The sequence below is a fragment of the Exiguobacterium sp. s64 genome (assembly GCF_018618035.1).
In the GTDB taxonomy this organism is placed as follows: domain Bacteria; phylum Bacillota; class Bacilli; order Exiguobacteriales; family Exiguobacteriaceae; genus Exiguobacterium; species Exiguobacterium mexicanum_A.
Genome location: NZ_JACSLH010000003.1, coordinates 282,658 through 303,719 on the forward strand (window position 1 = coordinate 282,658; position 21,062 = coordinate 303,719).

A 21,062-nucleotide genomic window follows, 5' to 3' on the forward strand; every position below is an offset into this window, starting at 1 on the left:
CTTCTAATCAAGGAAGGCATGGAGTCGGGGCGGTATGAGTTCGACTATGTCTATTTGGCAGACACTTGGAACAACAGCAGGGTTGTACGAAGTACGGAGATCGATCTAAATGGATTTAACGTTAAGTATCCTTCGGAAGATTTTTTGAATCCTTTGTTTAAAAATGTTGAAAGTACAAATTTTAATCTTGATCAAAATGAATATAAATCTTTTTCCGTCAATGCCTCTGACGACTTAAAACTAAAATCAGCCGAAGGAACGTTCACCCATGAAAATGGAGAAACTATCACCTTATCGAGTGAAACGGTGACATCGACTGGTTTCGACTTCCCGGTGTCCTACGATTCATTCCGGGCTCATCCGGGGCAATGGAAGTTAACAAGCCTTACGATTTCGGACTTGAATCAAAACTCCGTAACGGTCACAGACGGGTTGGACGTCACGATTAATGTGCTTCCAGCAATCGAACCGGTCAATGCACGCATCGTCAGTGGATATGAGTGGTGGAGTTATGAAACCATTAATCAAGACGTTTACGTGTTGCCAGGTGCACAATTGAACATTGATTCGAACGTTCAAATCAATGGGGACGTCTATGTCGGCGGTCGTCTTCGTTCGTATGGCGGTCTCGAATTGAACGGAGATATGCGAGCTAGCTACTTCACGTTCGGCTACTACAACCCGTCTCAAGACGGCATGGTCGTCCTGTCAGGGTCGAACTCCGTCAACTCGATGACGGCGACGAACCAGTTGTACGGTACGCTGCCGTTCCAAATCTCGGGAGCACCATTATTCGAAGAGAACGGGACGGTCGATGTGGCCGGTTCATTCATTCCGCTCAGCGCGCTTTACTTGAACGGTGAGGCGGTGACGACGAAAGCGAACGGGACTTTCCGTCTCACTGATGTCACCGTACCGGAAGACAAGACACTTCGCTTCTCGATGACAGATCAATACGGGAAGACACATCGTTGGACGTACAAAGTGTACTCACGTGATCTACCTGTCGTCACCGCGAGCTTGCCGAGCGGGATTTATCCGAAAGGTGATTCCGTGACGCTCGAAGCAACGAAAGATGCGACGATTTACTACACGCTGAACGAGAACGCTGAATCGCTCACCTACGGCGGTCCGATTCAACTCGACAGCAGTATCACGCTTGGCTATCATGCGGTCGATGAGATTGAGTTGGCGTCGGCTTCAGAAACGAAACGATATGAAGTCTTCAACGTCCATGCGGTTGAAAATGACGATGAAGCGATTCGTGGTCAAGCCGAACCGGGCACAGCACTCACGTTGACGCTTGGCGAGAGTACGTACACGACGACTGCGACTCCAGACGGGACGTTCGCGTTTACGAACCTCACACTCGATTCTCATGGCGAGTATGAACTGAACTTGCAACACGGTCTGCTTCAAAGCAACCCATACACAGGCGTCATCAAAGACGTCATCGCGCCAATCATTACTGGCGTGACGAACGATGCCTATACGTCGAGCGCTGTCACGCTCACGTTCAATGAGGGTGTGGCGACGCTGAATGGGCAACCCGTTTCAAGCGGCGCAAAAGTGACGGCGGACGGAGCTTACACGTTGATCGTCACGGATCAGAGTGGGAACACGACGACACGTCAGTTCACGATTGACACGAAAGCACCAGTCGTGTCGGGAGTTTCGTCACGTTACACGAATAAAGACGTTACACTCTCATTCGACGAGGGCAGCGCCACGTTGAACGGAAAAACAGTCGCGTCAGGCACGACCATCTCGACTGAAGGCGACTACGAGCTTGTCGTTCGGGATAAGGCAGGGAATGAGACGAAAGCGAGCTTCACGATCGACCGGACACCGGTTGCGGTCACAGGCGCAGAAGAAGGCAAGGCGTATCAACAGACACGTCTTCAGTTCACAGAAGGCAAAGCGACGCTGAACGGCCAAGCTTATGTATCAGATACTTTGATTGAAGCGGAAGGCACGTACGTGTTCCAAGTCACTGATATGGCCGGGAACATGACGACGATCAACTTCGTCATCGATCGCACGGTACCGAACGTCTCGGGTGTGACCGATGGTGGACTTTACAACAAGCCGGTCAGTCCATTGTTTAATGAAGGGACGGCAACATTGAACGGAAACGCGTTTGTATCAGGACAAGCGATCGATCAGGACGGAACGTATGAACTCGTCGTGACGGATGCTGCGAATAATGTCACGACACGTTCGTTCCGCATCGACCAAACGGCACCAGTCGTGACCGGGGTCAAGGCCGGAGCTTTCAATCGTTCCGTGACGCCAACATTTGATGAAGGTACGGCGACATTGAATGGGAAAGCGTACACGTCCGGCACGGTCATCGATCAAGAAGGGACGTATGAACTCGTCGTCACCGATGAAGCGAAGAACGTCACACGCGTTCCCTTCACACTCGATTGGAGCCCAGTCGTCGTGAGCGGAGTCGAATCCGACAAACACTACCCGTTGGCGACACCGATGTTTGCTGAAGGGACGGCGACATTGAACGGCCAACCATTCACATCTGGAACACCAATTTCGAAAGACGGCGTCTATACGCTCGTCGTCACGGATGGAGCGAACAATGTCACGACAGTCCGCTTCACCGTCGACCATGTGGCACCGGTCGTGACGGGTGTCGCTTCACAAGGTTATAACCGTGCGGTGACACCGCTGTTCACTGAAGGAACGGCGACATTGAACGGTAAACCGTATACATCAGGAACAGTCGTCTCGGCAGAAGGTAAGTACGAGTTGACCGTGACAGATGCGGCCGGTAATACGACGCGGGTCCAGTTCCATCTCGATTTCACACAAGTGGCTGTGAGCGGTGCCGAAAATAGGAAGACGTATCAACAGGTGACGATTTCGTTCGCTGAAGGAACGGCGACGCTGAATGGAAATGCGATTTCAACTGGTACAGTCGTCACAAAAGAAGGTGACTACGAGCTGATTGCTCAAGACGAAGTCGGCAATGAAGCGGTCATTCGCTTCACGATCGATACGACGGCGCCAATCGTGACAGGCGTTAAAGACGCGATGACGTATCAACAAGTGACACCTGTCTTCTCAGACGGTTCGGCGACATTGAACGGACGACCGTTCCAAAGCGGTACGACTGTGACCGAAGAAGGGACGCATCAATTGATCGTCCGAGATGAGGCCGGCAATGAAGCAGTGGTCCGCTTCACGATTGACCGGACGAAACCGATTATCAGTGGCGTGACGAACGGCAAGACCGTCAAAGAAGCGACCGTTACGTTCAATGAAGGGACGGCGACGTTGAACGGACAGCCGTTCAAGACGGGAAGCAAAGTAGCGACAGAAGGAAAGTATGACTTGGTCGTGACCGATGTCGCGGGGAACCGGACGACGCTTCAGTTCAACGTCGACCGGACTGGTCCGACTGTCAAAGGCGTCGAGATGGATAAAGTGTACAAGCGGCTTCAACCAACGTTTGATGAAGGCACGGCTCTTCTGAATGGCAAGCCGTACGTGTCTGGCACCATCATCACGACAGAAGGCGTACATGAGTTGAGCGTGACGGATGCAATCGGCAACGAGACCGTCATCCGCTTCACGATCGACACGACACCGGTATCGGTCACAGGAGTGGAAGATGGTCGCACATATAAACAAGCCCTTCCGACGTTCAGTGAAGGAACGGTCACGTTGAATGGACAGTCTTATGAATCAGGGCAATCGATTAGTGAAGATGGCCCATACACACTCGTCGCGACAGACGCGGCAGGGAACGAGACGATCATTCGTTTCACCATCGACAACACGCCACCTGTGCTCACCGGATTCACGACCGGTAAGTCATATTATCGCAGCGTTGCACCACGATTTGACGAAGGCACGGCGACGTTGAACGGTGAACCGTACACATCAGGCAAACTGGTCAACCAACCTGGAAGATACACGCTTCGTGTGACGGATATACTCGGGAATCAATCGGTCAAGGCGTTCATCATCGACCGTACTCCTCCCGTCGTCTCGAGTGTCAAGAGCCGTCAAGTGACGAATCAAGCGGTGACGATTCGTTATAATGAAGGGACGGCAACGTTGAACGGGAAACGAATCCGCAACAATTGGCCAGTGAAGAACTCGGGTGTTTACACGCTCCGTGTCACCGACAAGGCCGGAAACGTTAAACTGCTCACGTTCACGATTGATAAGACGGCTCCGACGAAACCGACGATTTCGACACTCACGAACAAATCGACGCTCGTCTTCGGGAAAGCAGAAATAGGCGCGACGGTGTACATCACGTATAATGGGCGGACGTACACGACGAAAGCGTCGAGCAGAGGATTGTATCGTTATAAGCTGAAGACGACGAAAGCAGGAGCGACCGTCTCGGCGCGCGCGAAAGACGCGGCCGGGAACATGTCGAGCACAGCCTCGAGAAAAGTCCTCAACACGTTCCGGACGTTCAGCGTCAACTCGGTGAAGTCGACGTCGAACGTCATCACCGGAAAAGGGAACAAGGGTGCGACCGTCAAGGCGTATGTCGGGACGAAGCTCATCAGCAAGACCGCGAAAGTCGATTCGAAAGGAAACTATAGGCTGACGATTTCACGTCAGAAACCAGGCGTGACCGTCACCGTGAAGATGACACAGAGCGGGTACCAAGAATTGAAAAAGACGACACGCGTCGTCAAATGAAGCGAGCGGGCCATAAGGTCCGCTCGTTTTCTTATGTGTCGTTTCTTATGATGAACTTCACGATAACGTCACTCGAGTCTGTCGGGCAGACATGGTATAACTAAATATGTGAATTAATGAGCAAATGGAGGTTTATACATGAAACGATTTTATCTACTATTCGTCGGACTCATCCTGATCCTTTCTGCCTGCAGCCAAAGTGAGGCCGTCGAGTCGACGAAGCTGCATACATACACGAAGTACGAGCTTCCGCTCGAAGACAAAGTCGCGCTCGGGGAAGGCGAGCACGAGATCGTGTTCGTCTTCGACTACAGTTGCCCGTGGTGCAAGAAGTGGATGGAAGAAATACTGCCGGAGATCGAGGAGCGCTGGATTGACACGGGCGAGGTGACGTTCAAAGGACAGCCGCTTGTCCTGTTGAACGAACAGTCACAACTGCTCGCGAACGTGGATTATAACGTGGAACGGCTCATCCCGGACCGTTACTATGAAGTGCAGCGCGCCATCGGACACGACTCGGGGTCGGACGGTTTCGGGACGGAAGCCCATGTCCAAAAAATCGCCTCTGAGTTCAACCTGAATGTGGACGAACTGCTTGAGAACCACGTCGATATCGGCATCCAGAACTCACGGCTGTTCACGCGGGACTTAGGTGTCAAGTACGTGCCGACGGTGTACGTCGACGGCATCCAGCTCGTGGACGCGTTCAGCTTAGACGAGATGGAACACGTCATGGATGGAACGATCGAGGTCGGTGATCAAGTCGAACTCCCCGAGAACTAAAACACCCCCTCGTCCGGCGACGAGGGGTTGCATCATCAATTCTCGAAATACGGTTTGACGAAGAACTCAAACAGTTCGGCGTCGAGCAAATACCGATTCATGTAAAACGGATCGTTGTCCGGCGTGATGGGGTTCGGGCTCAAGATGAACGCCTGCTCGAAACCGAGGTCTTGTACCGTTTCGGTGACCGCATCGTTCGTGTTGCCGAACGGATAGGCGATCGTCGTGACGCGCGTCCCGAGCTCTGACTCGATGGCGGCGACACTCGTCTCCAAATCTTGCCGCAGTTCGTCTTGCCTGTCTTCCGGCAAGAACACGGCGCCCCCGTCTTCGACATAATGCATGTCATGCGTATGCGTCCCGAAGTCGGCGAGTCCACTGTCCTGCATATCCTTCAATTCGGTCCACGGGGCGAGGTCCAAGTTTTGGAACGCCTCGCCGACGTGGCCGGTGATGATGAACAGGGTGAACGGGATTTGTTTGTCTCGTAAAATCGGGAACGCGTTCTCGTAGACGGTATGATCGACGTCATCGAACGAGAGCCAGACACATTTGTCTGGGATCGGTTCGCCGGCAAGGTAACGTGATAGGTCAGTTTGCGTCGCGAAATGGACGCCTTCGTCTTGAAGCCATGTCATCTGCTGCTCGAACTCGTCGGCGTAGACGTTATAGCGAACCAGTTCGGAGGCGCCGGTCACGGACTCGACGAGCTTGTTCCATGCGTTCGGCCGTTTGACGCGGTGGTAATTGAGACCGAGACAGACGTTGTCTTTGGGGAGGAGCGCCGCATCGGGCACTTCTTCATGTGTCGTCGAGGACACATCATATACTTTCCAGGCGATGCCCCCAATCACTAGGAGCGCGAATATCCATTTGAAGTAGCGCATCATTTCAACTCTTTCACCGGGTTTTTCTCGAAGACGATGACTTTATCGGACTGGAGGCGATGGATGTCCTCGGGCTCCATCAAGTCGAGGGCGAGCCAATCGTCGAGCGTCGTATCTTTCGGCATCTGACGCCGGTTGAGCGGTCCATATTTCCGTTTGTTGTACGTCCGCCAAATGAACAGAAGGAGAGCGGCGACGAACGAGGAGACGAGCCCGAAGAAGAGCAGCTCGCGGATGTCGGCGTTCGTGACGTTCAAGGCGGTCTTGAGGATGGCGATATAACGGTCGTTCACGTTCAGGACGGCGCTCAAGAAGAACCAGGTGACGATGAACGTGTACAACCAGAACACGGCCGTGAGCAACAGCTCGATCCCTTTGCGGAACACGTTCTGTTTCGTCTTGACGAGAATCTCTTGCTCATAATCATATAACTCACTTACAGGCTGCTTCTCCGTGTCCCCCGGTCTGGTGAACTCCATGTCGCATAACCTCCTTTCACACGGGCCTTGATCGCTTTCGGCGTCGCCGCGATGACGACGAACGTGTTGAGCATCCAGTAGATGACCGGATACCAAGCGGCCCAAACGTAATATTTGAACACTTTATCGTAGCGGGCGTCGTTCCAGAGCGAGATGATCAACTGGACGTGGCTGACGAGAACGAGCGCGAACGAGTTATAGGTGAACCAAATCAATAGATCTTGCATCGTGTCGGCCGTCACGAACAGGTACACCGTGACGATGAGCCAGGCGTATGCCCAGAGGACGCTGACGACCTGCTCGATATAGACGGGCCAAATCCGGCGCTGGCGCCAGTCTTTGAAGATGTCGAAGTGACGTAGGACGACTTCCTGCCCGCCTTGCGACCAGCGTACGCGCTGTTTCCAAATGCCGGAGATCGACTCCGGGACGAGCATCCAACAGAGGGCGCGCGGCTCGTAGCGGATGTCCCAGAAGTTCTTCTGGAGCTTCCATGAGACGGCGATGTCTTCCGTGATCATGTCGCGGTCCCAGAGCCCAACCGACAGCAATGCTTTCTTCCGGAACATGACGATGACGCCGGAGACGGTCATGATTTTCCCCATGACGCGCTGTGTGCGTTTGATCGAGCCGATGATCGACGAGTATTCGACGAGCTGCATCCGGCTGAGGAGCGTGTCGCGGTTACGGATGCGCGGGTTTCCGGTGACGGCCCCGACGCGTTCGCCGCGGTTCAAGAAGTGACGGACGAGATAGTACGGGGCTTCTTCGCTCAGGAACGCGTCCGAGTCGACGCAGAGCAAATACTCGGAGCGGGCGGCGTGGGCGGCCATATGTAACGCGTTCGCCTTGCCCCGGTTCTCGTGACAGTCGATGACGCGCAAACGCTCGTACTCATCGGCGAGACCGACGAGGATGTCACCGGTCTTGTCACGGCTGCCATCGTTGACGGCGATGATCTCAAAATTCGGATATGTGAGCCGGTCCAAGTACTCGATCGTCTCGGCGATCGTCTCTTCTTCGTTATAACAAGGAATCAAGATGCTGATGAGCGGCCATTCCCGCTCGTTCAAGTCGAGTTCTTCCTCTTTCTCTCGCGTCAAGCTGAACAAGAGGGCGCCCGAGATCCAAAACAGCGCCATGAAGAACGGATACCAAAACACGAACTGGGACAGTGGTTCGATCCAAGGTGCGATGTCGAGCCCGTAAAAAGTCATAATAGTCTCCCCTTATTTTCAAAAAAACGGTGTGATGCAAGTATGATAGCATCAAAAAAATACTTTCCCATCATTCTTAAAAAAGTTATGTGGCAACTGAAAAAAGCACTCGACGTCGCTGTCAAATGCTTTGTTGCTTGTTTTGTTTCTTTTGTCTGTCTTTGCGCCACTTCCAAACGAACAAACCGGTGAGCGCGAGGACCGGGGCAGCGACCCATGGACGGGCTTCAATGATCGCGACGAGCTCGAAAATCGACAGCCAACCGCTGATCATGATCAAGATAAGCAGGAAAGTCTTGAGTCCACCTCGAATAGGAAACCAGTAGAACACGAAAAGCGAAATCAAAAAGAAAGCGAGCAATCCCATGCGGTTATTCCTTTCTAGCCTCATTTTGACTCATTATAGCAGAGAATATTCACAGAGTGTTAGAGCCTTCCCTTGCTCGCCGCTTTTCGTTACTGTTAGGAGAAGACTATTGAAGGAGGAACTATCGTGAAATTTGGAATCATCGGCCTTGGCTATGTCGGACTGGCCACCCTGTGCGGACTGGCGAAAGCGGGGCATGAGGTCATCGGTGTCGAGAAAGATCAACCGAGACTGCTTCGTCTCATGAGTGGGGACGTCCCGTTCCACGAGCCGGGCATGGCAGACGTGTTACGTGACTATCCCGGCTCGATCACGTTCACAGATTCGATTGCCGACACTGAAACGGTCGACTATCTCATCCTCGCCGTCGGTACCCCGAGCAAGAGCGACGGCAGCTGTGACTTGACGTTCGTCGACGCGGCCTTGTCCGAGGTGAAGTCGAAACAAAAGATCATCATCCGCAGCACCGTGCCACCGGGAACGACCGACATGCTGTCGATCATGTACCCGGCCCACACGTTCGCCGTCGTCCCCGAGTTTCTCCAAGAAGGGCGCGCGCTCGCCGACGTGTTGAAACCACACCGTGTCGTCATCGGCAGTGACAACTTCGAGATGTGCGAGGAGCTCGCGGGCATCTATGGACGCCTCGGTGTCCCGCTCGTCTGCACGTCGCCGATTGACGCGGAGTTCATCAAGTACGCCTCGAACGCGTTTCTCGCCACGAAAATCAGTTTCATCAACGACTTGGCGCGTCTCGCCGACAAGGCCGGGGCGGACATCACGACGATCGCCGATGGGATGGGTCTCGACCCGCGCATCGGACGTTCGTTCTTGAACGCCGGCCTCGGTTACGGGGGCTCGTGCTTCCCGAAAGACATGCACGCGCTCTTGAACGTCGCCCACGAGAACGGGCTCGACTTGCCGGTCATCAGTGCCGCAATGCACTCGAACGACGCCCAGATGGGTTACGTCGCCTCGAAAGTCGAGCACAAGAGCGGCCTCAAGGTCGCCTTCCTCGGTCTCGCCTTCAAACCGGGTACGGACGATATGCGTGACGCACCGTCGGTCACGCTCGCTCGTCACTTGGCATTGCGTGAAATCGATATCATCGGCTATGACCCGCTCGCCAAGTGGGACTATCCACAGGCGATGACGGTCGAGGCGGCGCTCAAAGGAGCGGACGTCGCCATCCTCGTCACGGAATGGGACGAGCTCGTCAACTTGAAGCCGGAAGCGTTCGACGGGATGCGGACAAAACGGTTGATCGACGCTCGTAACGCGTGGAAATATGCACGCGACCCGGGTACTGTCCAATACGAAGGGATTGGCCGGATGCAAAACAAGGCGAATACGCCGTCATCGATGTGACGAGAGGCGAGACCCCGCGGGGCCTCGCCTTTTTTCACGCCTTCATCTGTTCTTTCGTCGGGCCCATGACGCCAGGGACCGTGAGTCCCGCTTGACGGAGGAGCACCGTCATTTGGCCGCGGTGGTGCGTCTGATGGTCGATCATCATGCGCAAGACGGCACCGCGCGGTTGCTTCGCGCCGTGGACGTCGACTTCTTCGAGCAGGTACTCGTCCGAGAACTGTTCGGCCGCTTTCGCGATCTCATCGGCGTAACGCGCATATTGATCGGCGATCAGTGCCGCGTCGGTCGGTTGTGTCAAACTCTTCAGGGCCGACAGCCGGAAGCCGAGCAAGTTCGTGAAATAACCGAGCGCGGTCGTCACGTGCCAACCGATCCAGCCGAGTGAGTTATGACCGGGGACGATCTCCTGGCCGAGCGCCTCGTCGGTGACGGCGCGGAGCACGTCGAGCGTGCCGGTCGAGGACTTGGTCCAATCTTGTAGAAAGTCTGCTTTTGTCCGATACATCGAATTCCTCCTTGAGCGTTCTGATTCCAGTATAAGATATCGTCCAAGTCATTGGCACGCCTTATGATTTTGAAACATTTGGTCCATTTTTCTCGTACACTATAGAAGAAAGGGGGACACCTCTATGTGGGGACTCGTGATTGCAGCACTCATTTTATTCTTGCTCGGATTTGCCGTCCATCGCTTGGGCTGGCATTTCCTCATCTCGGGATATAACACGATGAAGCGTGAGGACAAGGCGCGCGTCGACATCAAGGCGGTGGCACGATTGCTTGGCTTCATGTGTTACGGCATCGCAAGCATCTTTCTCGTCATCGCTGCCATCGACATGTCTGGTCTCGACATCCCGCTCGAGCCGTTTTTCCTGCTCATCGTCTTGCTCGTCGTCGTCACGCTTTGGCGCAGCCAAAAATATGACGGGAATATTTTTGATGAGCGCGGGAAACTTCGTCCCGGCGGCAAAAAACGGCTCATCCCGCTCGTCCTCGTCTTGACGCTCATCTTGGGTTTTGTCGGAGGTCTCTTGTTCTGGTTCAACCAACCGACCGAGGTGACGTTCACCGACTCGGCGCTCGTCATCGAAGGCAGTTACGGGGAGACGGTGCCGTACGATGAAATCGAAACCGTCACGTTGACGTATCGGCCGAGCCTCGACCGCCGGACGAACGGTGCCGCCGTCGGATCACGCTTGACCGGTCACTTCCGGACGACAGGCGGGGAAGATGTGCTCGTCTTTCTCGACCGAGATATCGAGGCCGCCGTTCGCATCGACTGGAGCGGCAAGCCGATCTACGTGAACGTGGAGTCGAACGAAGCGACGGAGGCGTTGTATGAGGAGGTACGATTGAAATGACCCAACCCTGGTACACACGTCATATGCCGTTCTTCTTCTTGACGTTTTTGTTCGCGCCGCTGACGTTACTGCTTCTCGTCTGGCGCTGGGAGAAGTTCGAGGGACACGAGCGAGGCGTCAAGCTGTTCTTCGCCATTGGGATGACGATGTTCATCGTGTTCGGTCTGTTGCCGCGCGGTTCGCTGCCCGTCATCTTGCCTGTCATCGGACTGTTGATCGCGCTGAAGCTCGTCTTCAATCTCCTCAAACGAAAAACCGGCTGACATGTGTCAGCCGGTCGAACGGGGCTCTCGCTTAGGCGAGACGGCCTCTTTTTTCATTCACCCACGCCTCGAACGCAATCGTGTCGAGGGCCGGGGCGTAGTAGTAACCTTGGCCGAGCTCCACGCCTTCGGCGAGGATGCGATCCAAGTCTTGCTTCGTCTCAATCCCCTCGGCGAGCGAGGTCAGTTCTTGTTCGCTCGCGAATCGGGAGACGGCGCGGAGGAACGACGTGCTGTCCTTCGCTTTTCCGCTGACGTACATGCGGTCGATCTTCACTTCTTGGATCGGTAAGTGCCAGATCGCTTCGAACGAGGCGTAGCCGGTACCGAAATCGTCGATCGACAGGCAATAGCCGAGGTCGGCGATATCTTCGAGCCGCTCAAGCTCGTTCGTGTGTGACATGATGTCGGCCGACTCGGTCAGCTCGATCTTCAACCGATCCGGGAGCCATGGATACGTCTCGACCAAGTCGCGCAGCTTCGTGACGATCGACGGGTCGACGGAATGGGCCGACAAGTTGTACGACAACGAGATGTCGGCGAACGGGGTATCGCGCCAGGAAACGAGCTGTTGCACGACCAAATCAAGGATCGAATGCGATAACCAAAGGATTTGATCGGACCGCTCGGCGATGCGGACGAACTCGTTCGGCGGCACGTAGCCGATGTCCGGGTGCTGCCAGCGTGCGAGCGCCTCGGCCCCGACGACACGGCCCGTCTTCAACTCGACTTGCGGCTGATAGGCGACGGTGATATGGCCTTGTTCGATCGCCTCCGGGAGCGCCTGTTCGATCAAGGCGGCCCATTGGAGCTGGGCGAGGATGCTCGAGTCGTACCAGACGAACGGCGTCCGCGTCTCTTTGGCGTGTTGGAGCGCCTTCGTCGCCTCGAACAGGCAGTCGTTATAGTTCGGCGTCGTATGGGTCGCCCCGATTTGAAGATGCACGGTCTGGCGTTTCTGGTTGATCAACAGCTCGGTCGGGAACAGCTCCAGCAACTCGGTCTCGTCGACGTTACGGAGCCCTTTCACGTACAGCATGAGCGTATCGTCACGGTAGCGGCCGAACAAGTGGTGCGCGTACTTCTCGAGCCGGTCCTCGACGTGTCGGGCGAACTCGGTCATGAGCAGGTCGGCATACGTCGGGTCGTACCAGTCGACGAGGTGATGGAAGTCGTTCAGTTTGATCAACAGGAACGTGCCGTCGATGTCTTGTTTCTCCCACGCGCGGAGGAAGCCGTACTCGTTATAGAGCTCGGTGGCGAGGTCGAAGCGGACGAGCCGGTCGACTTTGCGCTCACGCTCGACACGCTCGGTCTCATCTTCGAGGATGAGGTAATAGGTGAGCGTCTCGCCGCGTTTGAGCGGGATGATCTTGACGTTCAAGAAGCGGACGTGCTCACCTTTCAAATGCAAGATGAACTGGGCGCTCGTCCCGTTCTCCGTCACCCCGGCGAGCGCCTCGCGCAACAGGCGGCGTCCCGTGTCGGTGAACAGTTGGTTGATCTCATATAAGTTACGTTCCCCGAAGAACTGGCGGAACACATCGTTTCGTTCGATGAAGTCGTACGTGTCATCGATCAAGGCGATGGCGAGTCCCGTCTCGGAGAAGAGCGACGACCAGCGCTCATGATACCGGAGCAGGTCGTCCGATTGTGTCTCGAGCGTGTGCACCGTCGAGTGGACACTGACGGCAATCTCGCGGAGTTCGTCCTCGATGCCGCGGAAGTCATGGTTCGGCGGGAATGATTCCGCGACCGGTTCCGCGCTCGGGTCGATGGCGAGGGCACGGGCCTTCAAGTGCGCCAAGTCGTGGGCATACATATTGCGTGTGTAGCAGAGGGCGAGCAGAAGACCCGCCGACAACAGCATCGTGATGAGAAGGGCGGCGATGGCGAGCGTCCCGTAACGGTCACGCTCGGCCATGAGCGTGTCATCTGCCGTCGACCGCACGGTTTGAAGGGCGGCGTGTGAGTCCTCATAGAAGCTCGTCCCGTTGACGTAACGGGCCTCGAGCGTCGAATTGGCGGCCGTCACCCGTCCGAGTGCGAGCGCGCTCTCGATCAAGTCTTCGACCGATTTGGTTTTCAGCGACGGATCGGTCGCGACGATGTCTTCGATCAGCCGAGCCTCGTTCGCGATCGTCGAGACCTCGAAGTCGAGCTGGTCTCGGTCCGGCGTCTCGGCGAGCAGGTTCGTCACACCTTCGACGAACGCCATCTGCATCCGCATGACGGCGTCGGTCAATTCATAGGCCGTGTTCGCCTGGGCGGTCCGCTCGAGACCTTGGTAGAGCCAGCGCCGATTGATCGACGCGATGACGTCGAACGGTACGGCCTCGAATCGGCTCGACCCGTCTTCGTTCAACGTGTCCTCGAGCTGTTCGGAGAAACGGAGCAGGGCGTCCCGTTCCCGTTCATCGACCCCGGTCTCGAAGTCGTCGAGCAGTTGAAGATTGTATTGGAGCGCCCGTTCACGGTACGGGGCCGACAACAGGGCGGTCGGTTGCTCGGAGTTCGTCTCGTACAGTTTGGCCGCGTGATGCAAGACGAGGTACGACTCGACCCCGGCCAAGTCGGAGGCATGGTTCAAGTCGCGCACCGTTTCATCGACGGCGACGTGCTTTTCTTTCCAGTAATAGCTCAGTCCGAGCCCGAATAACAATACGCCGATGAGACAAGCGACGGCGAGGGCCATCGTGTAAGTTCGGTACGGAATTTTAGCGAATCGATTATTTCCCATCGGACACCTCCTTCTTTCTCTTCCCATTCTATCTTTCGTGTTCGAGTCTTTCGAGGGAAATCCTGCCCCACGAAAAAAAACCCGACAAAGGTCGGGTCTTCCAATGCGCCGAAGGTCACGGTCGTTTGTAGCCGATGACGCGTGATTTCCAATATGGCTCTTTGCTGATCGTGTTGTAGCCGAGTCCGTACGTCCCGGCATGGATGAACGTGTCCGAATCGATCATGATGCCCATGTGTGACGGGCCGGCCGTGTACGTGTTCTCGAAGAAGACGAGGTCGCCCGCTTTCGGGACGAACGTCTTGCTGAGCTGTGTCCCGAAATAAGATCCGGACCAATACGTGGCGACGTTCGTGCGGGGCACGCTGTAGCCTGCCTGATTGTAGGCGTAATAGATGAGTCCAGAGCAGTCGAACCCACCGTTGGCCGGGTTCGAGGACGCCCAGATGTAAGGCGTGCCGACATATTTCTTGGCGACCGCGATGGCGGCAAGACTCTTCGCTAGTCCATCAGACGAGCCTGACGGTGCCGTCGTAGAACCTTTCGGCACCGCTTTGACGTATGAAGCCGCGACGAAACCGGTCGTGTTGCCGATATAGATTTGATGCCAGCCGTTCGACGTTTGGACGACCCGGAGCGTCTGTCCGGCCGTGACGCTGCCGATGACGGCAGAGCTTGTCGAGGCCGAGGCGCGGACGTTGAGCGATGGCGTATTGACGACATAGTCGAACGATTCGTTGCCCGCACCGCCGTCTCCGGCGTTCGGAGTGACCGGCGCGCTCGGTGCCGTCGTCGTCTGTTTCAAGTAGCCGGTGCTGACGTAACCGCTCTTGCCGTTATACGTGACGTACACCCACGTGCCGCTCTGTTTCGTCGCTTTGATGGTCGTGCCGTTCGGGATGTTCGTGACGAGGGCGTAACCGATCCCTGGGCCTTGACGGACGTTCAAATTCGCCGTCGTGACGTAAGACTGGTTGATGCTCTCTTCTTTGATGGCCGGCTTCGACGGTGCGACCGGTTGGCTCGGCGTCGTTGGAGTAGTCGGTTTGACGGATGAATTCGTCAAGTAGCCGTTATGTACCCACCCGGTCTTCCCGGCATAGCTGACTTTCGTCCAAGTGCCGCTCGTTTTGATCGGTGTGAGCGCTTGACCTTTCGGGATGGTGACGAGTACGTCGTGCCACGTTCCTGCGGCGCGGCGCAGGTTCAAGTCGGCTGTCGTCACGGTAGCATCGCTTGATGTGACCGGTGTAGAAGGTGTGGCTGGAGTCGGTGTGCTCGGTGTGGCCGGTTTGACGGATGCGGTCGTCAAGTAGCCGTTATGTACCCAACCGGTCTTTCCGCCATAGCTGACTTTCGTCCAGGCACCGCTCGTTTTGATCGGCTTGAGCGCCTGGCCTTTCGGGATCGTGACGAGCACTTTATGCCATGTGCCTGCGGCGAGGCGCATGTTCAAGGCGTCTGTCGTCACTTGCGTCGAACTTGACGTCGCCGTTGTAGCGGCGGGTTTTAATGTGCTCGGGGCGCTCCCGCTCAATTTGAGCGTTTGGCCGATGGAGAGACGGTCAGAGCTTAAGTTGTTGCTTGCTTTCAACTGGGCGACCGACACGTTATGTGTTTGGCTGATCGACCAAAGTGTGTCACCGGCACGGACGACGTGTGTGCTGGCTGCTGCGACTTCGTCGGCCTGGGCGATGATGCTTACGGCGGCGATGGCTGCGAATGAGTACATGAGGCCGGACTTAGGGGACATGGGGTCACTTCCTTCTCTTCAATTTCAATTGACAATTATCGACAGGTAAAACGATACAAGTTTATTGTAGGGTTTACACATACGGCAAGCAATGGTGGAAATGGCTCAATCAGTGGATTCCGTTGAAAATAAGGTCAATAATTTTGGACGTGGACGAAGAAGAAGTACTAAAGAAACAGGGGAATCGAAAATTGACTTTCTGTTGAATTTTGGAAACCTATCTATATATCTTTTCGTGCTATCATGAATGCAAAACGTTTGAACGAGAGTAGGGGACTTATGAACGAGGGGAACAATTCATTACAAACATACCGACAACATCAAGAGAAACTGTTCGAACTCGTCCGGATGCCCGACGTGACGGAGGAAGCGGTGCGACAGACGCTTCATTACATGTGCGAAGTCGTCTCCGATATGCTCAACGTCGATACGGTCTCGATTTGGCACTTTGACGAGACGTACGCATCGATCAGTTGCCAAGTCGCCTATTCGAAAGAGAGTGGCCCGAGTGAACCGGCATTGACGGTCATGCGTGGGGACGCACCTGTCTATTTCGACGCCCTACGGACGAACCGGGTGTTGCCGTTTGAGAACGTCCGGACCCATGAGTGGGTGAAGGACTTGTACCAGCAACATTTCGTGGAAGGGCAGCGGGTGTACTCGATGCTCGACGCGCCGATCTATGCGAACAATCGGGCCAAAGGGGTCATCTGTTGCGAGACGTTTGAGCCGCGGCAATGGACGTTTATCGAGGAATTGATTGTCAGCACGCTGTCCGATTTTATCGCCATCCTTTATCTCCGGCTCGACCGTCAAGAGATTGACGACCATCTCGCCAAGCTCGCCTATACGGATGAACAGACCGGACTCATGAACTTGAACGGCTTCATCGAACGCGTGGACGCGCTCCGGGAGCAGACACCGCATCAGCTCGGGTCATTGATTTATTTGCGGGCGGACGAGTTCCGCTCCGTCGAGACGGCGATCGGTATCCAACGGGCAGACGAGATCGTCATCGAACTGTCAGAACGAATCCAGCAAGTCGTCGACGTCTCGCTCTTGGCGCGGATTTCTCAATCCGGTTTCCTGCTATGGACGCCTTACGGGGACCGAATCAAAGTCAAAGGATACGCCGATTTGATTTGCGAGACGGTGACGAACGAGCCGTTCGCAGTCGGGGAACTCGATGTCGTCTTGACGATGAGCGCCTTTATCTCGATCGAGGACAAGTCACGTTCGACGCTCGAGATGATGGATACGACTCGGATCACGGCCAATGAGCGTCACGTGCAGCGTGGAGGAATCGCTTTTTACGAAGAGGAGATGAGCGAGAAGGCGACGGCACGCCTGACGCTTGAGATGAACCTCCGTAAAGGGCTCGCCTTGAACGAGTTCACACTCTATTATCAGCCGAAGATCGAAGCGGCGACCGGAAAACTGAATGGATTTGAAGGATTGATGCGTTGGATTCATCCGAAACACGGGTTGATCCCACCGCTCGACTTCATCCCGATCGCCGAGTCGACGGGCGTCATCATCGCCCTCGAGGAATGGGCACTCGCCGAGGCATGCCGTCAGTTGAAAACGTGGCACGCCTCGGGACGGATGTATCAACTCGCACTGAACTTGTCGGCTCGTCATTTTCTATCGGACGGGGTCGTCGAGAAGTTGGGCCAAATCGTCAAAGAGATGGACGTCTGTCCGAACTATTTGACGTTCGAGATCACCGAAAGCGTCGGGATGGAAAATCAACAGCACGTCATCGAACGCTTCATCGCCTTCCGGGAACAAGGTTTCTCGATCTCGATTGACGACTTTGGGACCGGATTCTCGGCGTTCGTCTATTTGAAGCACTATCCGATCCACGAGATCAAAATTGATCGTCAGTTCATCCAAGTGACGGACAACGACCCGACCGGAAACGTCATCGTCCAGTCAATCATCGAGCTCGCTCGTGGGCTCGAATTGAAGACGGTGTGCGAAGGCATCGAGACACCGGAACAGCTCGACACGCTCCGTTCGCTCGGTTGTGACGAGATGCAAGGCTACTTGTTCTCACGTCCGCTCCCGGTTGACGAGCTCGAGACGTGGATTGAGGATTATGACACAACGAAAAAGGATTCGCTCCGTTGAGCGGATCCTTTTGAATGGACCGCAGACATGTTACGTGTCTGCGGTTTTTTGCCGCTCGCGTCAGGCCGGCAACTCGATGCGAATCGTCGTTCCAGACCCGCGCGCACTCGTCACCGTGACAGTGCCGCCGTGCGCTTTGATGATATCCCGGGAAATCGCCATACCGAGGCCGCTGCCGAGTGCATCGGTCGTGTTCGTGCCCCGGTAGTAGCGCTCGAAGATGTACGGCAGTTCGTTCGCGTCGATGCCGATACCGTTCATTGAGTCGGACGTGCACGATCCGGCCCCGGCGGCAATTCCTCTCCCACTTATCGTCGGGCTGTGCCCGGGACACGATTGAAGTAGGGGGTATCCTTGCCGATTAAAGATGAAATGAGGCGTTCACTCGAAATCGACTTGCTCTGGGTAACAAGCGTATAATTAAATCACGAACACTTGAGAGAAAGGAAGCGGGTTATATGTTTGAGCAACTGACGATGAAAAAAGAACAACTGGATCAAAACCGACCGCTGCCGACGTATACGCTTCAAAGTTTGAGAGCAAAACTCTTTTTAGAATGGACATATAACTCGAATGCCATTGAAGGAAATACGTTGACAATCAACGAGACCAAAGTGGTGTTGGAAGGTATAACGGTTGGCGGGAAGACGATGCGAGAACATCTAGAAGTAATCAACCACCAAGATGCCATTTCCTACGTCGAAGAAATTGTTCGACGTGAAGAGCCGCTGACGGAGTGGCAAATTAAAAATTTGCACCGTCTCGTCATGAAAGGCATTGATGATGCGTATGCAGGCGTCTATCGGGATCAGCAAGTGTTTATTGCCGGAGCCGCTCATGTGCCGCCGCCTCCTTATCTCATTCAAGAACAGATGGAGCAGCTGATAAATTGGTATGAAACAGAGACGAATACGATGCATCCAGTTGAACGGGGTGCTTTATTGCATGCTAAGTTCGAGGGGATTCATCCGTTCATTGATGAAAATGGTCGTACGTCTCGGTTATTGCTCAATTTGGAGTTGATGAAGTCCGGTTATCCGCCTGTCGTCATCAAAGTCGAAAATCGCCTGAGTTATTACAATGCGCTAGATCGGGCGCATACGACAGAAATGTACAACGACTTTATCAATCTGGTCGCTACAGAGGTCGAAACATCGCTTGATTTATATTTGAGCGCCATCGCCCCTCGTCCATCCAAAAACAGCCCTTCCTGAATCGTCAGGAAGGGCTGTCTCATGTCCGCTCATTCATGCGGCAGTTTGGTTTTTAATTCTAACTGGAGTATGTACGCCAATTCTTTATGGGCCAACTCGGAGAAGTTCGTCTTTTTGACGTGTGTCCGGGGCCGTAGTCCGCATTCCAATGCGATGTCGACGATAGTCCGAATCTGATTTTCCGTATAGAAGCGCTTGCGTCCCATCGTGAACGGGGTCGGTGGCAAGACGCCGTCGGTTTCCCATTTGATCAGCTGTTGCTGGCTACGGGGAATCCCGGCGACATGAAACGCACGGCTCAGTTCTTTTAGTGGATAGACGGTCAATGGGCGTTCGTTGTACAGGAGCGGCTTCGCGTTTTCGGGGCGATAGTCATCCCAGTCAGTCGCGTAAAACGTCAGGTCGGTTTGGTCGAAGTCGAGTTGAGCGGAAGGAATAGGGGTGTTGAGTGCGAAGTCTAAGCTGTTCATCTAGAGTATCTCCTTCTTCAAGTCAAACTGGTCATTTCGAAAATGCCCTCCTCCGTATAGTACCCCATTTTCAAGTAATTAACTGTCAGTTTTTTCAAAGTGGGGAAATGAATTCGTGGGACTTTAGGCGTGTTTTCAAAATTCGGTTGACGCCTATTAAGATACCCTAATTGGTATGTAAATTCAAGGAATAAAGCCGATTCGAGGCGATGAATACGCCTTCATTCAGAATGGGTCTATAGTCGTTACAAAAAGGTAACAAGGAAATATGAGCAAACATTCACCAACTTCGGTTAATAGGGGCGAAGGAGGTGAGACATATGGCAGTGTATCGAGAATACGCAAGCGTCTTTTATCTTGACACGAAGCGGCTCGTTGACGGCAAAGAAAAGCGTCAGCTCGTCCGGTTCGGTCCACTCGGTGCGCGGATGGAGACCGAGGAGATCAAGCAGTTCGGTGATTTGTTGATTCCGCTTCTCGCGGTCGAATCCGCCGCCTACGTCGTGTCGCGTGAGTTCCACGTGACGTTCTAATTGGAGGAACCCCTGATGCGTGTATCGAAGCGTCCCGCCGGAGGCTGTTCCGATGAGCGGGTGGGCCCATGAGCTGGCCCGAACTCATCTCGAACCTAGGCTTCCCGATCGTCGTCTCGCTCTATCTGCTCCACCGGATCGAGACGCGCCTTGAGCGCATGATTCAACTGCTCGAGCGTCTCGACTCGACCTATCCGTCTGAATTGTAATCCATCCCCGAAAGGAGCCATCCCCCATGGCCGTATTGACTGAAAAGAAAGCCACGCTCGTCTTGACGACGCACCACGATTTGAACAGCTTGAAACCGACGAAGAAAACGCAGCGCTTCGGTCCGATCCGGGCGGCGCTCACGGCTGACAATGCCGAGGCGTTCGGTCACCTCATGCTCGACTTGACAGAGCAAGAAGATTTCACCGTGTCGGTCGTTCGCGAATACGATCTCGTCTAATCACACCCACATCCAAGGAGGACTAACCCATGACTGAGACTAAAGTAGAAATCGCATTTTTGGATATGTTCAATAAAGTATCACGCTTCCGTTTGAATAACGTGAAACAGCCGGTCGACGCGTTGAAAGTGCAAGCGCTCGCCGACTTCATGGTCGCCAACGATCCGCTCGGCAAGAGCGTCGTCAAATGGACAGAAATCAAGATGATCGAAGGTACGCAGACCGTGTTGAACGTCCAATAACGAGTCAAGAGATGACTGAGTTTTCAGTCATCTCAGACTGTAGACAAAACATTGTCTGCAGTCTTTTTTATTTGCCCGACCGGGCACAGCTCGCTTTTCTGGGGGCAAGCAGGGAGCCGCA

20 protein-coding genes are annotated in these 21,062 nt (G+C 54.6%); 11 read left to right on the forward strand and 9 right to left on the reverse strand.

Annotated features, from left to right (window positions below):
• Positions 1 to 306: 306 nt before the first annotated feature.
• Both KNP64_RS07425 and KNP64_RS07430 read left to right on the forward strand, forming a co-directional pair.
• Positions 307 to 4,683, forward strand: a complete 4,377-nt coding sequence (locus tag KNP64_RS07425) for an Ig-like domain-containing protein (protein WP_214792434.1) — start codon at positions 307 to 309, stop codon at positions 4,681 to 4,683.
• A gap of 138 nt (positions 4,684 to 4,821) precedes the next feature.
• Entirely contained in the window at positions 4,822 to 5,466 is a 645-nt protein-coding gene (locus tag KNP64_RS07430; RefSeq protein WP_214792437.1) for a thioredoxin domain-containing protein, read from the forward strand.
• A 35-nt stretch (positions 5,467 to 5,501) separates the two neighbouring features.
• On the opposite strand, the gene KNP64_RS07435 is transcribed toward KNP64_RS07430, so the two are convergent.
• The 4 genes from KNP64_RS07435 to KNP64_RS07450 all read right to left on the reverse strand — a co-directional run bounded on the left by KNP64_RS07435 (position 5,502) and on the right by KNP64_RS07450 (position 8,416).
• Positions 5,502 to 6,353 carry a polysaccharide deacetylase family protein gene (locus KNP64_RS07435; RefSeq protein WP_214792440.1) on the reverse strand — a complete coding sequence of 284 codons (852 nt, stop codon included), beginning with the start codon at positions 6,351 to 6,353 and terminating at the stop codon, positions 5,502 to 5,504.
• The gene (gene pgaD / locus KNP64_RS07440; protein ID WP_214706676.1) at positions 6,353 to 6,832 is read right to left on the reverse strand and encodes a poly-beta-1,6-N-acetyl-D-glucosamine biosynthesis protein PgaD; all 480 of its coding nucleotides are present in this window, start codon (positions 6,830 to 6,832) and stop codon (positions 6,353 to 6,355) included. The genes KNP64_RS07435 and pgaD overlap by 1 nt, the downstream gene beginning before the upstream one ends.
• On the reverse strand, positions 6,790 to 8,049 hold the full coding sequence (pgaC, locus tag KNP64_RS07445) for a poly-beta-1,6-N-acetyl-D-glucosamine synthase (protein WP_138858912.1): 1,260 nt from the start codon (positions 8,047 to 8,049) through the stop codon (positions 6,790 to 6,792). The genes pgaD and pgaC overlap by 43 nt, the downstream gene beginning before the upstream one ends.
• 121 nt (positions 8,050 to 8,170) lie before the next feature.
• A complete protein-coding gene (locus KNP64_RS07450; RefSeq protein ID WP_214792443.1) occupies positions 8,171 to 8,416 on the reverse strand; it encodes a hypothetical protein in 246 nt (81 codons plus the stop codon).
• Between the two features lie 126 nt (positions 8,417 to 8,542).
• Between KNP64_RS07450 and KNP64_RS07455 the strand changes: the two genes are divergently transcribed.
• Entirely contained in the window at positions 8,543 to 9,784 is a 1,242-nt protein-coding gene (locus KNP64_RS07455; protein ID WP_214792446.1) for a UDP-glucose dehydrogenase family protein, read from the forward strand.
• Positions 9,785 to 9,818: 34 nt separating this feature from the next.
• Here the strand turns inward: KNP64_RS07455 and KNP64_RS07460 are convergent, their stop codons facing one another.
• The gene (locus KNP64_RS07460) at positions 9,819 to 10,292 is read right to left on the reverse strand and encodes a DinB family protein (RefSeq protein ID WP_058764471.1); all 474 of its coding nucleotides are present in this window, start codon (positions 10,290 to 10,292) and stop codon (positions 9,819 to 9,821) included.
• A gap of 124 nt (positions 10,293 to 10,416) precedes the next feature.
• Between KNP64_RS07460 and KNP64_RS07465 the strand changes: the two genes are divergently transcribed.
• Both KNP64_RS07465 and KNP64_RS07470 read left to right on the forward strand, forming a co-directional pair.
• Positions 10,417 to 11,145 (forward strand): DUF3784 domain-containing protein, encoded by a 729-nt coding sequence (locus KNP64_RS07465; RefSeq protein WP_034778957.1) that lies wholly within the window; start codon positions 10,417 to 10,419, stop codon positions 11,143 to 11,145.
• Positions 11,142 to 11,408 (forward strand): hypothetical protein, encoded by a 267-nt coding sequence (locus KNP64_RS07470; protein ID WP_034778955.1) that lies wholly within the window; start codon positions 11,142 to 11,144, stop codon positions 11,406 to 11,408. The genes KNP64_RS07465 and KNP64_RS07470 overlap by 4 nt, the downstream gene beginning before the upstream one ends.
• A 31-nt stretch (positions 11,409 to 11,439) precedes the next feature.
• Here KNP64_RS07470 and KNP64_RS07475 read toward each other — a convergent pair whose 3' ends face one another.
• Both KNP64_RS07475 and KNP64_RS07480 read right to left on the reverse strand, forming a co-directional pair.
• Positions 11,440 to 14,148, reverse strand: coding sequence for an EAL domain-containing protein (locus KNP64_RS07475; protein ID WP_214792449.1), 2,709 nt, complete (start codon positions 14,146 to 14,148; stop codon positions 11,440 to 11,442).
• 115 nt (positions 14,149 to 14,263) lie between these two features.
• A complete protein-coding gene (locus KNP64_RS07480) occupies positions 14,264 to 15,901 on the reverse strand; it encodes a C40 family peptidase (protein ID WP_251126346.1) in 1,638 nt (545 codons plus the stop codon).
• A gap of 279 nt (positions 15,902 to 16,180) precedes the next feature.
• Between KNP64_RS07480 and KNP64_RS07485 the strand changes: the two genes are divergently transcribed.
• Positions 16,181 to 18,034, forward strand: coding sequence for a sensor domain-containing phosphodiesterase (locus KNP64_RS07485; protein WP_214792450.1), 1,854 nt, complete (start codon positions 16,181 to 16,183; stop codon positions 18,032 to 18,034).
• 60 nt (positions 18,035 to 18,094) lie between these two features.
• Here KNP64_RS07485 and KNP64_RS07490 read toward each other — a convergent pair whose 3' ends face one another.
• Positions 18,095 to 18,295, reverse strand: coding sequence for a sensor histidine kinase (locus KNP64_RS07490; RefSeq protein WP_214763527.1), 201 nt, complete (start codon positions 18,293 to 18,295; stop codon positions 18,095 to 18,097).
• A gap of 197 nt (positions 18,296 to 18,492) precedes the next feature.
• Here KNP64_RS07490 and KNP64_RS07495 point away from each other — a divergent pair, with 197 nt between their 5' ends.
• Positions 18,493 to 19,248 (forward strand): Fic family protein, encoded by a 756-nt coding sequence (locus tag KNP64_RS07495; RefSeq protein ID WP_214792454.1) that lies wholly within the window; start codon positions 18,493 to 18,495, stop codon positions 19,246 to 19,248.
• Between the two features lie 29 nt (positions 19,249 to 19,277).
• Here the strand turns inward: KNP64_RS07495 and KNP64_RS07500 are convergent, their stop codons facing one another.
• Complete coding sequence (locus KNP64_RS07500) at positions 19,278 to 19,718, reverse strand: MerR family transcriptional regulator (RefSeq protein ID WP_138858918.1); 441 nt, start codon at positions 19,716 to 19,718, stop codon at positions 19,278 to 19,280.
• A gap of 320 nt (positions 19,719 to 20,038) precedes the next feature.
• Between KNP64_RS07500 and KNP64_RS07505 the strand changes: the two genes are divergently transcribed.
• From KNP64_RS07505 to KNP64_RS07520, 4 genes are all read left to right on the forward strand, one after another.
• Positions 20,039 to 20,251, forward strand: a complete 213-nt coding sequence (locus tag KNP64_RS07505) for a hypothetical protein (RefSeq protein ID WP_029594867.1) — start codon at positions 20,039 to 20,041, stop codon at positions 20,249 to 20,251.
• Positions 20,252 to 20,319: 68 nt separating this feature from the next.
• Positions 20,320 to 20,460, forward strand: coding sequence for a YvrJ family protein (locus tag KNP64_RS07510; RefSeq protein ID WP_021066374.1), 141 nt, complete (start codon positions 20,320 to 20,322; stop codon positions 20,458 to 20,460).
• Positions 20,461 to 20,486: 26 nt separating this feature from the next.
• On the forward strand, positions 20,487 to 20,699 hold the full coding sequence (locus KNP64_RS07515) for a hypothetical protein (RefSeq protein ID WP_058764453.1): 213 nt from the start codon (positions 20,487 to 20,489) through the stop codon (positions 20,697 to 20,699).
• Positions 20,700 to 20,728: 29 nt separating this feature from the next.
• Complete coding sequence (locus tag KNP64_RS07520; RefSeq protein ID WP_021066376.1) at positions 20,729 to 20,941, forward strand: DUF2922 domain-containing protein; 213 nt, start codon at positions 20,729 to 20,731, stop codon at positions 20,939 to 20,941.
• Positions 20,942 to 21,062 lie beyond the last annotated feature (121 nt).

Bases quoted from the DNA above. Each gene is read 5' to 3' on its own strand.
- KNP64_RS07520 (WP_021066376.1), top strand. From the start codon at position 20,729: ATGACTGAGACTAAAGTAGAAATCGCATTTTTGGATATGTTCAATAAA.
- KNP64_RS07465 (WP_034778957.1), top strand. From the start codon at position 10,417: ATGTGGGGACTCGTGATTGCAGCACTCATTTTATTCTTGCTCGGATTT.
- KNP64_RS07480 (WP_251126346.1), bottom strand. From the start codon at position 15,901: ATGTCCCCTAAGTCCGGCCTCATGTACTCATTCGCAGCCATCGCCGCC.
- KNP64_RS07435 (WP_214792440.1), bottom strand. From the start codon at position 6,353: ATGCGCTACTTCAAATGGATATTCGCGCTCCTAGTGATTGGGGGCATC.
- pgaD (WP_214706676.1), bottom strand. From the start codon at position 6,832: ATGGAGTTCACCAGACCGGGGGACACGGAGAAGCAGCCTGTAAGTGAG.
- KNP64_RS07460 (WP_058764471.1), bottom strand. From the start codon at position 10,292: ATGTATCGGACAAAAGCAGACTTTCTACAAGATTGGACCAAGTCCTCG.
- KNP64_RS07510 (WP_021066374.1), top strand. From the start codon at position 20,320: ATGAGCTGGCCCGAACTCATCTCGAACCTAGGCTTCCCGATCGTCGTC.
- KNP64_RS07470 (WP_034778955.1), top strand. From the start codon at position 11,142: ATGACCCAACCCTGGTACACACGTCATATGCCGTTCTTCTTCTTGACG.
- KNP64_RS07515 (WP_058764453.1), top strand. From the start codon at position 20,487: ATGGCCGTATTGACTGAAAAGAAAGCCACGCTCGTCTTGACGACGCAC.
- KNP64_RS07430 (WP_214792437.1), top strand. From the start codon at position 4,822: ATGAAACGATTTTATCTACTATTCGTCGGACTCATCCTGATCCTTTCT.
- KNP64_RS07495 (WP_214792454.1), top strand. From the start codon at position 18,493: ATGTTTGAGCAACTGACGATGAAAAAAGAACAACTGGATCAAAACCGA.
- KNP64_RS07485 (WP_214792450.1), top strand. From the start codon at position 16,181: ATGAACGAGGGGAACAATTCATTACAAACATACCGACAACATCAAGAG.
- KNP64_RS07475 (WP_214792449.1), bottom strand. From the start codon at position 14,148: ATGGGAAATAATCGATTCGCTAAAATTCCGTACCGAACTTACACGATG.
- pgaC (WP_138858912.1), bottom strand. From the start codon at position 8,049: ATGACTTTTTACGGGCTCGACATCGCACCTTGGATCGAACCACTGTCC.
- KNP64_RS07490 (WP_214763527.1), bottom strand. From the start codon at position 18,295: ATGAACGGTATCGGCATCGACGCGAACGAACTGCCGTACATCTTCGAG.
- KNP64_RS07500 (WP_138858918.1), bottom strand. From the start codon at position 19,718: ATGAACAGCTTAGACTTCGCACTCAACACCCCTATTCCTTCCGCTCAA.
- KNP64_RS07505 (WP_029594867.1), top strand. From the start codon at position 20,039: ATGGCAGTGTATCGAGAATACGCAAGCGTCTTTTATCTTGACACGAAG.
- KNP64_RS07450 (WP_214792443.1), bottom strand. From the start codon at position 8,416: ATGGGATTGCTCGCTTTCTTTTTGATTTCGCTTTTCGTGTTCTACTGG.